We start from the raw sequence: 17,995 nt of genomic DNA, 5'->3' as shown, positions 1-17,995 counted from the left end.
ATGCTCAAACAATAGAAGCTACTCGGCAGCCTGCTCCAGCGGCGCCGTGCGCGGCAGGATGATCTGGATGCGGGTGCCGCTGCCCGGTTCGGAATCGAGATCGAGCCGCCCGCCGAGCCGGTTGGTGACGATGCTGTAGACGATGTGCAGTCCAAGACCGGTGCCGCCCTGGTCGCGCCGCGTCGTGAAGAACGGATCGAAGGCACGGCGTCGGACGTCGAGCGACATGCCGCAGCCATTGTCGGAGAAGATGATCTCGACATTGTCCTTGCCGGACTCGCGCACCTGGATGTCAATCGTCCCCGGCCGGCCGTCCGGGAAGGCGTGCGCCACCGAATTGAGGAACAGATTGGTCAGCACCTGGCCGTACGGGCCCGGATAGCTGTTCATGGTCAGATCCGGCTGGCACTCGACGTTGAGCGTCAGATTGTGCTTGCGCAGGCCCGGCCTCAGACTCATCACCACCTGCTCGGTGAGGTCGCCGAGATCGAAGCTGCGCTGGTCCGAATAGTTGCGGTCGGCGGCGACCTGCTTGAACGACTGGATCAACTCGGCTGCGCGGTTGAGATTGGAGACGAGCTGCGAGGATGCGTCGCGGCTGGTGCTGAGGAAGTCGTTGAGCGTGGAGCGGCGCAGCTCGCCCCGCTCGACCTCGGCGGTGAACATCGCGGTCTTGCGCTCCAGCGCGGAGGCGACCGTGAGGCTGATGCCGACGGGATTGTTGACCTCGTGGGCGACGCCGGCAACGAGGCGCCCGAGCGCGGCGAGCTTCTCGGCCTCGATCAGCGAGGCCTGGGTCTCGCGCAGGTTGCGCAGTGCCGTCTCGGCGGACTCCTTGGCTTTGCGCATCTCCTGCTCGCCGCGCTTGCGCTCGCCGATGTCGAGCGCGACGGTGACGATCCGCTCGATCTCGCCCTCGGCATCGAGCAGCGGCAGCTTGTTGACCAGCCATTGCCGCATGTTGCCGGAGGCGTCCTTGTATTCCTCCTCGTAGAAGCCGAGGCCTTTTCGAAGCTTGAGCACCCGCTTGTCGCTCTCGTCGGACTTGGCCGCGCCATAGCGCGACATCAGGTCGGCCGTGGTGCGGCCGAGCGCGTCGCCGGGTTCGATGCCGAAGATGCCGGCCATGTAGCGGTTCATCAGCACATAGCGCAGGTCGCGATCCTTGACGTTGATCACCGCGGGCACGGTGTCGATGACCTGCTGGAGCAGGCGCCGGCCTTCGGCGATGGCGTCTTCCGCCCGCTTCTGGTCGGTGATGTCGCGCAGCGTGCCCTCGTAGCGGACGATGTTGCCCGCTTCGTCGCGCACACCGGTGGCGCTGTCGGAGAGCCACAGGATGTCGCCGCTGCGCTGGCGCACCTGGTACTCGAACTCGCGCACCATGCCGTCGCGCGCCATCAGCCGCTGGTATTCGACGCGTGCCTCAGGATGGACGTAGATGGTGTGGGCGATGTCGTTGATGCTGTCGATGAGGTGCTGCGGGCTGTCATAGCCCATCATCCGCGCCAGCGCCGGATTGGCGTTGAGCAGATCGCCGGAGGGCGTCGTGACGTAGATGCCGTCGACCGATCCCTCGAACAGTTTCCGGTAGCTCTCTTCGGCGAGGCGCTGCTCGGTGAGCGCGCGCACCGCCGCCTCCCGCGCCGTGTCGGCCTCCTCCAGCGCGCGGCGGAACACTTCGGCTGCACGGGCGATGTCGCCGATCTCGTTGTCGAGGTCGGCGGACGGGATCGAGGTGTCCTTCCGGCCCGCCGCAAGCGCGCGGATCGAGCGGGCGATCTGGGCGAGCGGACGCACCGTCCGGCGCACCACGAACAAGGCAGCGCCGATGCCGATCAGCACGCCGATGGTGCCGAGCACGATGCTCTGCCATCGCGCTTCCGTCAGCGTCCGGGCAAAGTCGCGCGACAGCACGTGGCCGCGCCGATCACTGACCTCGCGTAGCAATTCGGTGACACGACCGATCAGCCGGCCCTCGGTTCCCAGCACCTCGCGGTCGATGTCGGCGATCTGCCGCTCGCGGACGGCCACGGCCATGATGGCCTCGGCGTAATCGTTCACCGCCGATTTCAGCTTGGCATCGGCAATATTCAATCCCCGCATGTTCTGCGCGGCCTGCTCCGCCGCTGACGGGTTGCGCGCGAGCAACCCGAGCGCGATCCGGCTCTGTGCCTCCGACAGGCGCGAGGCCAGCTCACGGTCGGCGGTGCCGGAGACGGCCACATCGAACTGTTCGCGCAGCGGCGGCAGGCCGGCGAGCAGCTGGGCGCGGCGGTCGATCAGGGTCGAGATCCGCTCGAGGCCGGTCCGATAGGTCGCGAGCCGCTCGGTCACCCCGTCGATCATGTCCTGCTGCTCGGGGGCGAGCTCGATGCGGGTCTTCTTCAGGATGTCGCTGAGGGTCGAGGCCGCCTCGCCGACCTGCTTGAACTGGATGCCGGCGCCGGGATCGGTGACGAAGTCGCGCGCGGCGAGCCGCAGCTCGTTCATGCGGCGATCGATGTCCTCGGCGAGGTCGCCGACGCTCTGGAGCCGCTGCAGCTCGGCGAAGGTCGTATCGATGTGCCGGATCGCGATCACGCTCGCGGTCGACGTGACGATGATCACCGCCAGCACCAACAGGAAGCTGCCGAAAGTGAGCTGGCCGATGGAGAGCGAGAATGTTCGCTTTTTCTCAGGGGTCGGCGTCAATTCGGCGGACATTGGGCTTTGAGGGACCGGGATATTGGAGGCCCAATATACGACGTATTGCGGCCCCGGGGAAACATGCCTCGGGCCGCCGTATCCTTAATATTGGCCTCGGAGCCCCCTTCCCCGATCTATGACGGTTTGACGCTCGCCTGCCGCCGGGCCGGGATCGTCATGGCGGCGACGCCGAGGACGACGCAGGCAAGCCCGATCCAGGCGGTCCGGCTCAGGCTCTCGCCGAGCAAGGCGACGCTGATGGCGACCCCGATCGGCACCCGCAGATAGGCCTGCGCGGTGGTGCCGACCGAGCCCAGGGTCTGGATCAGGCGGAAATAGATCGCAAATGCCGCCGCCGTCGAGAACAATGCGAGCGCGAGCAGCGCCAGCACCGAGCTCGGCGAAGGCGACAGCGTCCAGGGCTGCTTGACCACGAGCGAGGCTGGGATCAGGACCGCCGCCCCCGCCAGCAGCGAGCCGGCTGCGGGCGCCATTGGGTCGAGGCCTTTGAAGCTGCGGCCGAAGATCGCGGCGCAGGCGTAGCAGATGGTGGCGGCGACGATGGCCGCCTCCGCGAGGAGACCGCTGCCGATGTCGTGGAAGGCATCGACGCCGACGATCAGCAGGATGCCGGCCATGCCGGCGATGACGCCGAACAGCTTTCGCGGGCTCGTCGCCTCGTGGCGGGTGACGACCGCCGTGAGCAGGAAGGTGAAGATCGGGCCGGCCGAGTTGAGGATGGTGGCGAGCGCGGCATCGACATGGCGCTCGCCCCAGGCGATGAGCGTCCAGGGAATGACGCTGTTGAGCACGGCCTGGAAGGCGAAGCGCTGCCAGGTCGCTGCGTCCGTGGGCATCCTGATGCCGCGCGCCCACATCACGGCGAGCAACAGGAGGCCTGCGATCGTGGTCCGCGCCGCGATCAAGGTAATCGGGGGAATGGTGGCGACGCCGAGCTTGATGAAGGTGTAGGAGCCGCCCCACAGCGTTGCGAGCGCGACCAGGAGCGCCAGCTCGACGGCGATGTTGGTATCCTGCCGGCTGTCCATTTCGCGCGGTCCGTCCCGTTGTCAGGGACGGAACCTAGCGCGTCTGCGGTCGCAGATAGTTCGTTACGTGTCGAAGTGTATTAGCCCACCGCCCCGACCTCGAACACCTCGCCGTCATAGCCGGCCTCGCGGGGAATGCGCAGCTGGCGGCCGGTTTCGGTCTTGGTCATGACAGGCATCACCGTGATGATCGACATGCCGCGGGCATGGTCGAGCGCGTCTTTCACGCTGCCCTGTTTCGCAAGGCGAATCAGATTGCGCGTGGTCGGGAACGGCAGCTTGAAGCGGCCGCTCTCGCCGCCCTCCACCGCCTCGCGCGGCGAGACCCAGATCGAATCGGTCGACTCCCTTCCGTCATGGGCGCCGAGCTGGTCGGGCGGCGCCGCGGCGAGGAAGAACCAGGTATCGAAGCGCTTGGGCATGCCCTCCGGCGTGATCCAGTGCGCGTAAGGCACCAGCGTGTCGAGCGCGAGCTGAAGGTCGTTGTCGGCCAGGATGCTCAGGAAGCTGACCTTGTGCTCGTTGAGCGCGACGCGGTGCTTGTCGGCAATCTCGCCGGCACGCCTGGCATCGACAGGCGCGCCCGTCCCCTTCGACCGCGCCAGCAGGATGCCGCTCTCCTCAAAGGTCTCGCGGATCGCCGCGATGCGAAAACCGCGATCCGCCTCGCTGAGGCCTTCACCGCCCGAATACAGGTCGGAGCGCGCAACGATCTCGTTGTCGCCGGCATCGACGCTGCCGCCGGGAAACACCAGCGCGCCCGAGTTGAACTCGATCTGATGATGGCGGACCATCATGAAGACTTCGATCTCGCCACGGCCCTTGCCGTCGGCCTTGGCGCCATCGCGGAGCAGGAGGATCGTCGACGCCGGGCGTGATGCTGATGTCTCGGCCATCCAACTAACCTGCGGCGCTGGATTGCGGGCCGAGATTGGCGCGCTTGTCGACACGGGCGACGCGCGACAGCAGGTACTCGACCTCGGCCTTCGCCGTCGCCGTGATGGTCGCGCCGGGCTTGCGCTGGGCGCTGGAGGCGATGATGCCGCGCTTCTGCAGCACGTATTTGCGGATGGTCAGGCCGACGCCGGGCTGCTGCTCGTAGCGGATCAGCGGCAGATGCGCGTCGAACAGATCATGCGCGGCATCGCGCTTGCCGGCCTTGGAGAGGTTGACGACGTCGATCAGGAGCTCCGGGAAGGCGTAGCCGGTCATGGCGCCGTCGGCGCCGCGCTCCATCTCGAAGTCCAGGAACGTGCCGCCATTGCCGCACAGAATCGAGAGCGGACGGAGCGAGCCGTCCTTCTGGAAGCCGCGCAGCGTCGTGATCTTCTCCAGGCCCGGCCAATCCTCGTGCTTGAGCATCACGCAGTTCGGATTGTCCATGACGATTTTGCGGATCACGGCGGGGGTGAACACCACCGAGAGCGTCAGCGGATAGTCCTGGAGCACCCAGGGCACATCCGGCCCGATCGCTTCCGCCGCCTGCTTGAAATAGCCGACGATCTGGTCGTCGGTCCGAAGCGACGGCGGCGGGGCGATCATGACGCCGGCCGCACCCGCGTCCATCGAGGCCTTCGCCAGCGAGCGCATGGTGGCAAAGCCCGGCGCGGAGACGCCGACGATCACCTGCATCTTCTTGGCGCGCTTGACGAAGCGCACCGCCACCTGCTCGGCCTCAGCCGCGTCCAGCTTCGGCGCCTCGCCGAGGATGCCCAGCACCGTGACGCCGTCGCAACCGACCTCCTCGTAGAAATCGGTCAGGCGGTCGATCGAGCGCTCGTCGATCCGGCCGTCGTCGTGGAACGGCGTCGGGGCGATTGCGAAAGTGCCCTTGGCGTCGGCGGTCAGTTTCATTTAGTCCTCGTCTCTGTTCGTCATTCCGGGGCGGCTCGCAGAGCCGAACTCTGGTGCGCAATTGCGCACCTGAGAATCTCGAGGTTCCGGGTTCGATGCTTTGCATCGCCCCGGAACGACAACAACAGCCTAAAACCTCCGCGCGCCCATCTTGATCTGCTCCTCGGAGAAGAAGATCTCCTTGGCATGATCGGCGATGTCCTGGGCCTTCCAGCCCGTGTGCGGCGGTTTCCAGCCTTCCATTTCCATCATCCGCATCTCGCGCACGCCGCGGGGCCCGGACACACCCAGCACCTTGCCGGTCTGGTCGCCCGACAAGTCGCTGACCATGTATAGCACGGCCGGCGCGATGCCGTCCGGCCCCAGCGCCGCGGAGGGGTTCTCCTTATAGCGGGGCAGGTCTGCGGTCATGCGGGTCAGGGCGCCCGGGGCCAGCGTCCAGATCCGGATGTTGTACTTGCGGCCCTCGATCGCCAGCACGTTGGACAGGCCCCAGATGCCGCCCTTGGCCGCGCCGTAATTGGTCTGGCCGAAATTGCCGATCAGGCCCGAGGTCGAGGAGGTGTTGACGATGACGCCGCCGCCATTTTCCCGCATCCAGCGAAACACCGGCATGGTGCAACAAAAGGTGCCCTTCAGATGCACCTTGATGACCTTGTCCCAGTCGGCTTCGGAAGCCTTGTGAAAGGTCTGGTCGCGCAGGATTCCGGCATTGTTGACCAGGATGTCGGCGCGACCGAAATGCTTGATGGCGTCGTCGAACACCGACTGGCCGCCCTCCATGGTGGAGATATCGGCGCCGTTGGCGATCGCCTTGCCGCCTTCGGCCTTGATCGCGTCCACCACGAGCTGCGCCATCGACTTGTCGGCGCCGGAGCCGTCACGGGGACCGCCGAGGTCATTGACGACGACCGAGGCCCCTTCCCGCGCAAACAGCTTCGCGTAGGCCTCACCGAGCCCGCCGCCCGCGCCGGTGATCAGCGCGACCTTGCCGTCGAGTAGTCCCATGGTGGCTTCTCCCTGTTTTGTTTTCTTCGCCTCTCCCCGCGTGCGGGGAGAGGCGAAGACGAGCGCAGCTTGATTTCAGGGTGAGGGGGAGCCTCCGCGAGCTCAACTGTCACCGTCCCCGGGAGACTCCCCCTCACCCCACCCTCTCCCCGCAAGCGGGGCGAGGCAGTGAAGCACCAGTGCCCGCCTAACCCAGCACCGTCTTGCCGTTCTTGATCACGGTGACGCCGCGCGACTTCACCTTGGCTTCGAACGAGATCACGTTGCCGTCCTTCCAGAGGTCCATGGTCACGGTCTCGCCGGGATAGACCGGCGAGGAGAACCGCGCGATGTGCTGGCGGAAGGCGCTCGCGTCGTAGTCGGCGTAGGTCTGCAGCACGCCGCGGCAGGTGATGCCGTAGGTGCACATGCCGTGCAGGATCGGACGCGGAAAGCCGGCCTTCTTGGCGAACTCGGGATCGCTGTGCAGTGGGTTGCGGTCGCCGCAGAGGCGATAGACCAGCGCCTGGTCGGGGCGCGTGGTGATGTCGATGGTCTTGTCGGGTGCGCGTGACGGGATCTTGTGCGGATCGGGCTGGGTCAGGCTCGGCCCGCCAAAGCCGCCATCGCCGCGGGCAAAGCGCGAGGCGACGAGGGTCGCGAGCTTCTCGCCCTTCTCGTTCTTGAGCACGGTCTGGTGGGCGATGACGACGCCCTTGTCCTTGCCCTTGTCGTAGACTTCAACGACGGAAGAGTCGGCGGTGATGTGCGCGGCGACCGGCAGCGGCTGGTGGAAGGTGATGTCGCGCTCGCCATCGACCACCATGACGCGGTTGAGGTTCATCTCGCCGGGACCCGCGCCCCACGCCGCGACGGACGCGAATGTCGGCACCACCTTGAGCGGCCGCGGCGTCAGCGTGCCCTCGTTGACGAAGGCGAGCTCATTCTCGTCCATCGGATCGGCGCCGAGCCCGATGCCGTAGGCGTAGAGCATCACCTCGCGATCGGTGTAGGCGTATTTCTGGCCGAGGTTTTTCAGGCCTTTGAGCTCTTCGTATCTGGCGGACATGTTGTTTGTCTTCCTCCCGAGTTTCTTATCCGCAGGCGGCGATGCCCGTGAATGTGCCCTCTCCCCTTGTGGGAGAGGGCAGCACCGCTCTTGCAACAAAGTCACGTGGGTGAGGGGTTGGCTCCGCATTGACACTTCTCGTGCGGAGGGAGACCCCTCACCCGGCAGCCTTCAGCTGCCACCCTTTCCCACAAGGGGAGAGGGTTACATCTTGCTTCGTGTCAGGCAGGCGTGAAGAACGGCAGTGGCGCACCATCCGTCGGCTTAAACACCACTTTCACCTTCTGGCCGATCTTGAGCTTCTCAAGATCGCAGTCGACGAAATTGGTCTGCACCGACGGCCCCTCCTTCAGCGTGACGTAGCCGATGGCGTATGGGCCGGTCGGCGACTTCCGCATCAGGCTCCAGGTATAGATCGTCCCCTCGCCCGAGGCTTCCTCCCACACCGTCTTGTCGGAGTAGCAGAACGGGCAGATCGAGCGCGGGAAATAGTGCGCTTCGCCGCACGCCGTGCAGCGCTTGATCATGAACTTGCCCTGCTTCGCCGCATCCCAGAACGCGGCGGTCTCGGGGTTCGTGACCGGTGCCGGATATTTCTTCGTCTCGCTCATCACACGCGCTCCAGAATGGCCGTCGAGGCGGCGTGGCGAACTCCCAAAAGGCCGCCGGTGCCGTGAGCGATGGCGAGATCGCAATTCTTGACCTGCACCTTCGGATGCGCCTCGCCGCGCAGCTGCCGCACGGCCTCGATGATCTTGGTCATGCCGCCGCGGTTGACCGGATGGTTGCTGCAGAGGCCGCCGCCGTCGGTGTTGAACGGCAGCTTGCCGACGCCCGAGATCAGATTGCCGTCGGCGACGAACTTGCCGCCCTCGCCTTTCTTGCAGAAGCCGAGATCCTCGAGCTGCATCAGCACAGTGATGGTGAAGCTGTCATAGATCGAGGCGTATTTGATGTCCTTCGGCGTGATGCCGGCTTCCTCGAACGCACGCGGGCCGGACCAGATGCCGGCGGAGTAAGTGAGATCGAGATCCTTGCCGCCGCGCGGGCCCTTCATCGCCTCGCCATGGCCGATCAGCTTGACCAATGGCTTCTTCAGGCTCCTGGCGATCTCCGGCGTCGTCACGATCAGCGCGCCGCCGCCGTCGGAGACGACGCAGCAATCCATACGATGCAGCGGATCGGAGATCATCGGCGAGTTCAGGACATCCTCGACGGTGACGACGTCCTTGAGCATCGCATGCGGATTGTATTGCGCGTGATGCGAGGCCGCGACCTTGATCCAGGCGAGCTGCTCTGAAGTTGTGCCATAGTCGTGCATATGGCGCATGGCACACATGCCATAGGCATTGTGCGTGGTCGCCCCGTAAGCGGATTCGAAATCGACCTCGGCACCGGCCGCACGCGGCGGCATCACACCGGTGCGGGGCTTGCCGGCGAGCGTGATCAGCGCAATCGAGCACTTGCCCGCCGCGATCGCCTCGGCGGCATGGCCGAGATGGATGATGTAGGAACAGCCGCCGGTCTCGGTGGAGTCAACGTGGCGGAGCTTCTTGGTGTTCAGGCCGAGATAGTCGACCATCGGCCAGGCGCCGCCGGGCGCATCGCCCGCGCAGAAATAGCCGTCGACATCGTCCTTGCTGATCCCGGCATCCTCGATCGCGCCCTTGGCGACCTCGGCGTGGAGCTGGGCGGTGGATTTGTCCGGCGCATGCCGGGTCGGGTGTTCGTAGATCCCGGCAATGTAGGCCTTGCCCTTGATGGTCAAACTTCAGGTCTCCGCTGGCGTTTCTTAATTGCCCCGTTTTTCTGAACCGCACTGGGCAGATTGGCAAGCGCGGAAATATTCCGCCCCGCGAGAGGGCAGCGGGTCGGCGCAACTCCCAATCCCGTCATCCTGAGGTGCGAGTGATGGGGCGCAGCGCGCCCCATCAGGAGCCTCGAAGGATGCACGGCCAAGCTATCTCGACGCCCACTGAGCGACAGCCGGGCCGTCGCCCTTCGAGGCTCGCCGAAGAGGCGAGCGCCTCAGGGTGACGGTCTAGATGACCGGCTCGCTCTCACATCGCAGACACACCCCCGCATCCTCGCGGCCCACCTCGCCCGAGCTTTGCTTCCGTCTCGCTCCCTCCTTGAACAGAGGGCGCAGGGAAGACCGGGTGCCGGCTGGGCACCCACGGTCCGCTGTGCGCGATTGCGCGAAGAACAGATGCACAGCGGCATACAGGTGCGGCCAAACATCCGGCCTTCCCTGCGCAGTGGCTTTACGGCTTATGTCGTGCTCTCCCCGGGGAGCGATGCACTATTGCCCCCGTCGCCTTGCAATTACTCGCAAGACTTGACGCCAGCCTGCGGGCGTCAGGACCACACGATTTTGCCGTACGCGAGACCGCGCCCGTCGTGCACGAGACAATCGCCCGCGCGACGCAGCCCGCGTCCACCGCCACTCACCCCGCGTTTCGTGACGATCGCGATACGCCCCTCTTGAGGGATGAGGTGGCGGACCGATACGACAATTCCGAATTTCGGTAAAGTGGAATGTTTTTGCGCGCGGGGATTGACTCGTCTCTTGGATGTTTCGCCCGGCGGTAACACAAGGGGTGGTGTCGTCGGGTGGGCAAAGGGACTTGTCCGCGGTAGCTCGGAGAGCGAAGGCGGAAGCGTGCCACGTCTTTTGCGCGATCATGGCGAGGTCGTGGGCACGGCGCTTCGCGCCTTTGCCCACCCTACGGGACCTTGCGCCGTCCCAACCAGTTGCCTTCCGTCAGGTCGGGCTGTGCGGCACGGGCCTCAGCGGATGCCTCCGCAGCCCATGGAAAATGCCCGTCGCGATCGGGGTACGCGACTTGCAGGCATTCGAACTCATCATTGCCGTAGAACCATCTGCTCCATCCGAGATGCGAGCGGTAGTGCTGCAACGACACCGGAAGGAGCACGGCGGCGACATTCTCAAACAGCGCATCCGTGGGCTCGCCGACCAGCGGTCGCCGTCCTGCGTCGAGTTCGTGGTAGATCGTCCAGAACGTATCCTGGGCGGTCTGCTGCCCCATTGAAAACACGATCATCTCCGGAAACCTGAACTTCAGCCAGAATCCGGTCGTGTAGGCGAAGCCCGGTCCTTCGCCATCGGGGAAGACATGCGTGCCGAACCAGCCGTGATTGCGAACCTTCTCGACGAAATTCTGCTCGTGCTTATCGAGCCGATCGGGAGGCGCATCAAGGGCTGTGAACATTGCTCGCTCGTCCGATACGAGGGGTGAAAGACAGACTCTTCGCTACGAGGCGGTGCTCGGGCGCGCGCGATAACGGAACGCGGTCAGCCCGGCGAACATCAGGCCGAGGACGAGAAAAACAGCGCCTCCCTTCACGCCAAAACTGTCCTGGTGTTGGCGCTCGGCCGCGTCGTCGACGATCAGGGGCCGCGCATCAGGTCTGCCCGTGAGATAGCGGATCCTGATCTGTCTGACGGTCTGGACGCCGTTGCGCGTGATCTGCCGCCAGAACGCCGGGCTGATATGGGTCGGTCCGTAGGCCTGCTGTCGTCCGCTCTTGTCGGTCCACGCCAGCGTCACGAGATAGCTCGGGGCCTCACCTGCCTTGTTCACCTCACCGTAGGCGCGGGTCACATCGGCGGTGGCGTCATCGCCATGGGCAAGGATCTCATTCAACGTGCTTTGCTCAATGTAGGAGTCCACCAGCATGTAGCCGCCGAATGGAAGCATCACAGCAGTCAGGGTCCCGAGGATGAAAGGAAAGGGACGCCTTGCTCCGGCGGCGATCGTCGCACTCCTCGGCCCGCCTCGACGCGCCGACCATGTCTGCCATCCGATCACGAGCATCAGGAGCACGGCGCAAACGCCTGCTCCCGCCGCCATGAACCTGGACGTGGACCGGATATGGTTCAGATGGTCGTCGAGATCCTCGACAATGACCGGAAGCGATGCATCGTCGTCAACAGCCTGAATGGGAATCGTCAGGAGCTTGAGCTGGTTGCCAACCATGATCCGCGCCGCATAGGCAGCACTGACCGCAATGCCCGTGCGCTCGCGCTGGACGCCATCCCTGCCGGTCCACTGCAATCCGATCGACAGATTTTCGTCGACATAGCGCGGCCAGCCGCCGTCAAACACGAACGGAAACCGCGGCGAGACGACTTTGGCCGAAATGATCTTTCCGGTGGTGCCATAGCCATCGCGCATGACGCGTTCGATGGCATGCTGATTCCAGAACATCCCCAACGCCGCCAAAACACCGACGGCCAGAAACAGAATCAACACAGTGCGCAATGACATCGATCATCGCCCCGCATAGCGCAGGGCCGCATCGCCCGGCGCGCCTCACTATCGCAAGTTGCTGATATCGCGGCGCCACAACTCTTGTCAAACGGATGAATTGCCGTCCGTTGGCGTAGGGCGGATTAGCCGAAGGCGTAATCCGCCCTATTGATCCCCACGGCAACGGATGTGGCGGATTACGCGTCGCTAATCCGCCCTACGAGACCGGCCTACTCCGCCGCGATCTGCCTTGGCGCGGGCGGCGGGTTGGCCAAGTCCGCGGCGAGTTGGGCGTAGCGGGCCTTGGCGTCCGCGACCGCTTTCTCCTTCACCGGGCCGTAGCCGCGGATGCGGTCGGGCAGCGACAGCAGTTCCACCGCGGTGTCGATCGTCACCGGCGACAACAGGCCGAGCACGGTGGCGACGTCCTTCTCGTAGCCGGCGATCAGGTCGCGTTCGAGCTTGCGGTCGGCGCTGCGGCCGAAGATGTCGAGCGGCGTGCCGCGCAGGAATTTGAGTTTCGCCAGCACGCCGAAGACGTTCAGCATCCAGGGGCCGAAGGCGCGCTTCTTCGGGCGTCCCAGCGCGTCGAGGCCACCGCCGAGGATCGGCGGCGCCAGGTTGAAGCTGAATTTGAAGTCGCCCTCGAATTGATCGCGGAGCTGCTGGGCGAAGGCCCCGTCGGTGTAGAGGCGCGCGACTTCGTATTCGTCCTTGTAGGCCAAGAGCTTGGCGTAGTTCACCGCAACCGCGCGCGGCAGCGCATCGCCATAGCCACCCTTCACTGCGGCATCGCGCACCTGGTCGATCAGCTTGCGGTAGCGCTTGGCGAGACGGCTGTTCTGATAGGCAGCGAGGTGCTTGGCGCGGTGCTCGATGACCTCGTCGAGGCTCATGGCGTCCAGCGTCTTGGGCGCAGCCACCTGGTCCGTACCCTTCAGCATGTTGGCAAGACGTGCGGGATCGGCGACCGCGAGCCGGCCGAGGCGGAAGGCCTCCTTGTTCATCTTGATCGAGACGCCATTGACCTCGATCGCCTGTTCGATCGACTCCGCCGACAGCGGGAACAAGCCCTTCTGATAGGCGTAGCCCATCATCATCATGTTGGTGGCGATGCTGTCGCCGAGCAGCTGCTCGGCCGGCTTGGTGAAATTGAAGAACACCGAGTCCTTGTGCAGCGCGGTCTCCAAGAGCCCGTTCAGCTTGCGGGTCTGGAAGTTGAAGTCGCGGTTAAGGACGAAATCGGCGGTAGGAATGACGTGGCTGTTGATGATGCCGCGCGTCCGCGTGGAGTCGCAGAGCGAGATCGTGTCCTTGGCAACCGCGACCACCTCATCGGCGGCGAGCACGAGATCGGCCGTGCCGGTGACGATGCGCGAGCAGGTCACTTCCGCGGGGTGATCCGACAGGCGGACATGGCTGAGCACCGCCCCGCCCTTCTGTGCAAGGCCGGACATGTCGAGGATCATCGAGGCCTTGCCCTCGATATGGGCGGCCATGCCGAGCAGCGCGCCGATAGTGAGCACGCCGGTGCCGCCGACGCCGCCGACCGCGATGTTATAGGGCTTGTCGAGCGTCGGGCGCGAGGCCGGCTCGGGCAGCGCGCCGATATCGGCAAGCTCGGCCGGCGCACGGTGGCGCGGCTTGCCGCTGTCCACGGTGACGAAGGACGGGCAAAAGCCCTTGAGGCAGGAATAATCCTTGTTGCAGGACGACTGGTTGATGGCGCGCTTGCGACCGAACTCGGTCTCCAGCGGCTCAACCGAGATACAATTCGACTGCACCGAGCAATCGCCGCAGCCTTCGCAGACCGCGGGGTTGATCATGACGCGGCGCGCCGGATCTTCCATCAGGCCGCGCTTGCGGCGGCGGCGTTTTTCGGCGGCGCAGGTCTGCACGAACACGATCGCCGATGTGCCCTTGTGTTCCCGGCACATCTTCATGACGTTCTGCAGCTCGTCGCGATGATAGAGCTTCACGCCCGGCGCGATGGTGCCGGCCGGATAGGCATCGGGCGCCTCCGAGACAAGATAGATCTCGCGGATGCCTTCGGCGTGGAGCTGATGGGTGATCTGCTGCGGCGAGAGATCGCCGTCATGGCGCTGGCCGCCGGTCATGGCCACCGCGTCGTTGTAGAGGATCTTGTAGGTGATGTTGGTCTTGGATGCTACCGCCTGGCGGATGGCGAGAAGGCCCGAGTGGAAATAGGTGCCGTCGCCGAGATTGGCGAAAATGTGGTTCTCGTTGGTGAAGGGTGCGATGCCGACCCACGGCACGCCCTCGCCGCCCATATGCGTAAAGGTCTCGGTCGAGCGGTCCATCCACAGCGCCATGAAGTGGCAGCCGATGCCGGCGAGCGCGCGGCTGCCTTCGGGGACCTTCGTCGAGGTGTTGTGGGGACAGCCGGAGCAGAAATACGGAGTGCGGGAGACAGGGGCGACCGCTTGCATCTGGGTGGCCTGACGGCCGTTGAACCAGTCGGCCTTGGCGCGGAGCATCGAAGCAATCTCGGGGTTGAGATTAAGTCGAAGCAGTCGCTCGGTAAGCGAGGTCGCAAGCGAGGCGACGCTGAGCTCGGCGGCGAAGGTCAAGAAGCGCTTGTCGTGCTCGTCCATCTTGCCGACGATGCGCGGGCGCACGTCGTCGCGCCAGTTGAACAATACCTGCTTGACCTGGTTCTCGACGATCTCGCGGCGCTCCTCGACGATGAAGATCTCCTCCAGGCCGACGGCGAATTCATGCACGCCTTCCGGCTCCAGCGGCCACGGCATGCCGATCTTGTAGAGGCGAAGGCCGATCTTGGCAGCGACCTCTTCGGTGACGCCGAGCTCGCGCAGCGCCTGACGGACGTCCTCATAGCTTTTGCCTGACGCCATGATGCCGAAGCGGGCGTTCGGCGAATCCATGGTGACGCGGTTGACCTTGTTGGCGCGCGCAAAGGCGATCGCGGCAAAGCCCTTGTAGTCCTGCAGGCGCCGATCCTGCTCGAAGCGATCGTCGGGCCAGCGCAGATTGAGTCCGCCTTGCGGCATCTCGAAATCGGTGGGGATGATGAACGGCTTCATCTCGTCGGTGAGGTCGATCTCGGCGGTGGTCTCCACCGTCTCCGTGATCACCTTCATGCCGACCCAGCAGCCGGAATAGCGCGACATCGCGATCCCGAGCAGGCCCATCTCGATCATCTCGTGGATGCTCGAGGGATAGAGATACGGCATCAAGGCCGACATGAAGGCATGGTCGGACTGATGCGGGACCGTCGAGGATTTTGCGCCGTGGTCGTCGCCGGCGAGACACAGCACGCCGCCGTTCTTGGCCGAGCCTGCGGCATTGCCGTGGCGGAACACGTCGCCGCAGCGATCGACGCCGGGCCCCTTGCCGTACCAGATGCCGACCACCCCGTCATATTTCGCGCCGGGCGAGAGGTTAAGCTGCTGCGAGCCCCAGACGGCCGTGGCCGCCAGATCCTCGTTCACGCCGGGCTGGAACTTGATGTTGTACTGTTCGAGATGCTTGCGGGCGGCAAAGAGCTGCTGGTCGTAGCCGCCGAGCGGCGAGCCGCGATAGCCGGAGATGAAGCCCGCGGTGTTGAGGCCGCTGGCGCGGTCACGCCGGATCTGGGCCATGGGCAGGCGGACCAGGGCCTGGATGCCCGTGGTGAAGACGTGTCCGGTTTCCTGGGTGTATTTTTGATCGAGACTGATCGGACCCTGGTTGATTCCCATGCTGTCCTCTTTATCGCCCTGTTTCAGGTCTTTCCGACTTAAGCCGTTGCCTTCCCGTTGTTTTTAGCTAGGGCGCGCCGACCAATCTCGCCACTCTATGTCGGATATTTCACGATCCGCATCACAAATCTGGACCAAAGGGAGCCCTGGGTAAAAATCGCAATTTCGTGGCCTGAAACACGTTGGGCATTTTCAATTTGTGTCACCATACCCCCACTGTGACGAAATGAACTGATGCCCCTGTCGTGCCAGATGCGGGCGATTGGTCGCAGGAGAGACTTTCGATGCGGACGATTCTGGCTGGCGCGGCTGTTGTCGGCTTGGCGTTGTGCAGTGCGGTTGCAAGCGCAGCCCGCGCCGCCGAGCCGTCGCCGGAGCTGATCGCCTACGGCAAGACGCTGGTCGAGGCCGGCGACTGCGCGGGCTGCCACACCGCCGATCCGGCAAAACCGTTCGCGGGCGGCAAGCGCATCGACACGCCGTTCGGCGCGATCTATGCGCCGAACCTGACCCCGGACCGCGACACCGGGATCGGCGCCTGGCCGGATGCCGATTTCACCCGCGCATTGCGCACCGGCGTCGCGCCCGACGGCTCGAACTACTATCCGGCGTTCCCTTATCCCTACTTCACGAAGATGACGAAGGACGACACGCTGGCGATCCGCGCCTATCTCGGCACGCTTGCGCCCGTCGTCAGCCGCAACAAGCCGCCGGAGCTGCGCTGGCCGTTCGGTTATCGCGGCCTGATGCGGATCTGGAACGCGATGTATTTCAAGCCCGGCCTGTTCGAGCCGGACCAGGGCCAGAGCGCGGCCTGGAACAGAGGTGGCTATCTCGTCACCGGGCTCGGTCATTGCGGGGCCTGCCACACGCCGAAGAACTATTTTGGCGCGGACAAACCGGCGCAGGCGCTCTCGGGCAACGAGGTCGGCGGCTGGTACGCGCCAAGGCTCGACGGCGCCTCCCGCACGGGCCTGAAGTCGTGGAGCGAGGCGGACATCGCCGAATATCTGCAGAGCGGGCGCAATGCCAGGAGCCATGCCGGCGGGCTGATGGCGGAGGTGGTCGTCGACTCGACCTCGAAGATGAGCGATGCCGATGTGCGCGCGATCGCGGTGTACCTGAAGAGCCTGCCGCCGTCGCGGCGCGAGACCATCGTGACGCCGCCCGGTGATGCCGAGATGAAGGCGGGCCAGGCGGTCTACGCCAAGCTCTGCATCGCATGCCATGAAGCCGACGGCACGGGAGCGCCGCGGATCTATCCGCCGCTGCCCGGCAATGCGCTGCTGCAATCGATCAATCCATCCTCCACCTTGCGCATCATCCTCGACGGCGCCCACACCGTGACCACCCCGCGCGCGCCCAACACCGGCGAGATGCCGCCCTATGACAGGCTGTCCAATGAGGAGATCGCTGCGGTGACGAACTACGTCCGCAACGCCTGGGGCAATGCGGCCCCCCTGGTGACGCCGGCGCAGGTGGCGAAGGCCAGGAAGCAGGGGCGAATGGGGAGTAGCGAATAGCCAGATCTATCCGCTATTCGCCATTCGCGCGCGCGGCGCTCACCTCTCCTCATCCCCGGTGAACACGAATTTCGGCATCTCCCATTTGTAGCGCACCGCGAGCAGGCGGAAGCTGAGACCGAGCACGAAGGTCAGGATGGTCCAGAGCTCGGCATTGAGGTTGAGGCCGAAGGCGGTGGCGTAGAACAGTCCCGTCACGACCGAGACGCTGGCGTAGAGTTCGGATCGGAACAGCAGCGGCACGTCGTTGCAGAGCACGTCGCGCAACACGCCGCCGGCGCAGCCCGTCACCATGCCCGACACGATCACGATCGGCAGCGAGGCATCCATCTGCCAGCCGACATTGCAGCCGATCATGGTGAAGACGACGAGGCCGATGGCATCGAGCACGATGAACGCGAGGTGCAGCCGATGCACCAGCCGCGCGATCAGGATCGTGAGCAGCGCCGCGCCACCCGGCAGCGCGAGGTAGATCGGGCTCGCCACCCACACCAGCGGGTAGTGACCGAGAAACAGGTCGCGCAGCGTGCCGCCGCCGAGCGCGGTCACGCAGGCGAGAAGACAAACGCCGACATAGTCCATGCTGCGCCGGCCGGCGGCCAGTGCCGCCGTCATGCCCTCTGCCGTGATGGCGACGAGTCCCAGAAGATGCAGCACGCTATCCGTCGGCGGCAGGCTCCACATCGGCTTGTTCCCTTCGTCGCGGCCATGGAACCGCGTCCAGTTCCCAGCCAGACAGGTTCCCGATTCCCGCCGGGAGGGCAACATCCGACGAAAGCATAAAACGGGCGGAACAGAATCTCGCATCCCCGGGTTGTCACGGCGCAAT

General features: G+C 65.0%; 13 protein-coding genes. 1 reads left to right on the top strand and 12 read right to left on the bottom strand.

The genetic code is table 11. The features are described from left to right. Positions 1 to 18: 18 nt before the first annotated feature. The 11 genes from A3AS_RS0136055 to A3AS_RS0136005 all read right to left on the bottom strand — a co-directional run bounded on the left by A3AS_RS0136055 (position 19) and on the right by A3AS_RS0136005 (position 15,643). Complete coding sequence (locus tag A3AS_RS0136055; protein WP_018322316.1) at positions 19 to 2,706, bottom strand: PAS domain S-box protein; 2,688 nt, start codon at positions 2,704 to 2,706, stop codon at positions 19 to 21. 116 nt (positions 2,707 to 2,822) lie between these two features. Next, entirely contained in the window at positions 2,823 to 3,737 is a 915-nt protein-coding gene (locus A3AS_RS0136050) for a DMT family transporter (RefSeq protein WP_018322315.1), read from the bottom strand. A gap of 80 nt (positions 3,738 to 3,817) precedes the next feature. Then, a complete protein-coding gene (locus A3AS_RS0136045) occupies positions 3,818 to 4,633 on the bottom strand; it encodes an NUDIX hydrolase (RefSeq protein WP_018322314.1) in 816 nt (271 codons plus the stop codon). Positions 4,634 to 4,637: 4 nt separating this feature from the next. Then, the gene (locus A3AS_RS0136040; protein WP_018322313.1) at positions 4,638 to 5,591 is read right to left on the bottom strand and encodes a dihydrodipicolinate synthase family protein; all 954 of its coding nucleotides are present in this window, start codon (positions 5,589 to 5,591) and stop codon (positions 4,638 to 4,640) included. 129 nt (positions 5,592 to 5,720) lie between these two features. Further along, the gene (locus A3AS_RS0136035) at positions 5,721 to 6,599 is read right to left on the bottom strand and encodes an SDR family oxidoreductase (RefSeq protein WP_018322312.1); all 879 of its coding nucleotides are present in this window, start codon (positions 6,597 to 6,599) and stop codon (positions 5,721 to 5,723) included. A gap of 187 nt (positions 6,600 to 6,786) precedes the next feature. Beyond that, positions 6,787 to 7,647 (bottom strand): MaoC family dehydratase, encoded by an 861-nt coding sequence (locus tag A3AS_RS0136030; protein WP_018322311.1) that lies wholly within the window; start codon positions 7,645 to 7,647, stop codon positions 6,787 to 6,789. Between the two features lie 221 nt (positions 7,648 to 7,868). Beyond that, positions 7,869 to 8,258 carry a Zn-ribbon domain-containing OB-fold protein gene (locus tag A3AS_RS0136025; protein WP_018322310.1) on the bottom strand — a complete coding sequence of 130 codons (390 nt, stop codon included), beginning with the start codon at positions 8,256 to 8,258 and terminating at the stop codon, positions 7,869 to 7,871. After that, positions 8,258 to 9,415, bottom strand: coding sequence for a thiolase domain-containing protein (locus A3AS_RS0136020; protein ID WP_018322309.1), 1,158 nt, complete (start codon positions 9,413 to 9,415; stop codon positions 8,258 to 8,260). Before A3AS_RS0136020 ends, A3AS_RS0136025 begins: the two co-directional genes overlap by 1 nt. 958 nt (positions 9,416 to 10,373) lie before the next feature. Then, positions 10,374 to 10,880: a DUF4262 domain-containing protein gene (locus A3AS_RS0136015; protein ID WP_018322308.1), complete on the bottom strand. Its 507-nt coding sequence runs from the start codon at positions 10,878 to 10,880 to the stop codon at positions 10,374 to 10,376. Between the two features lie 42 nt (positions 10,881 to 10,922). After that, positions 10,923 to 11,921, bottom strand: a complete 999-nt coding sequence (locus tag A3AS_RS0136010) for a hypothetical protein (RefSeq protein ID WP_210163483.1) — start codon at positions 11,919 to 11,921, stop codon at positions 10,923 to 10,925. A 230-nt stretch (positions 11,922 to 12,151) separates the two neighbouring features. Continuing rightward, a complete protein-coding gene (locus A3AS_RS0136005) occupies positions 12,152 to 15,643 on the bottom strand; it encodes an indolepyruvate ferredoxin oxidoreductase family protein (RefSeq protein WP_018322306.1) in 3,492 nt (1,163 codons plus the stop codon). A 284-nt stretch (positions 15,644 to 15,927) separates the two neighbouring features. Here A3AS_RS0136005 and A3AS_RS0136000 point away from each other — a divergent pair, with 284 nt between their 5' ends. After that, complete coding sequence (locus A3AS_RS0136000; protein WP_018322305.1) at positions 15,928 to 17,166, top strand: cytochrome c; 1,239 nt, start codon at positions 15,928 to 15,930, stop codon at positions 17,164 to 17,166. A gap of 39 nt (positions 17,167 to 17,205) precedes the next feature. Here A3AS_RS0136000 and A3AS_RS0135995 read toward each other — a convergent pair whose 3' ends face one another. Further along, positions 17,206 to 17,850, bottom strand: coding sequence for a trimeric intracellular cation channel family protein (locus A3AS_RS0135995; RefSeq protein WP_018322304.1), 645 nt, complete (start codon positions 17,848 to 17,850; stop codon positions 17,206 to 17,208). Positions 17,851 to 17,995 lie beyond the last annotated feature (145 nt).

The sequence above is a fragment of the Bradyrhizobium sp. WSM2793 genome, assembly GCF_000379585.1.
GTDB lineage: Bacteria > Pseudomonadota > Alphaproteobacteria > Rhizobiales > Xanthobacteraceae > Bradyrhizobium.
The sequence above is the reverse complement of the archived record's forward strand: the minus strand, read 5'-3'. Positions and strand labels throughout refer to the sequence as shown.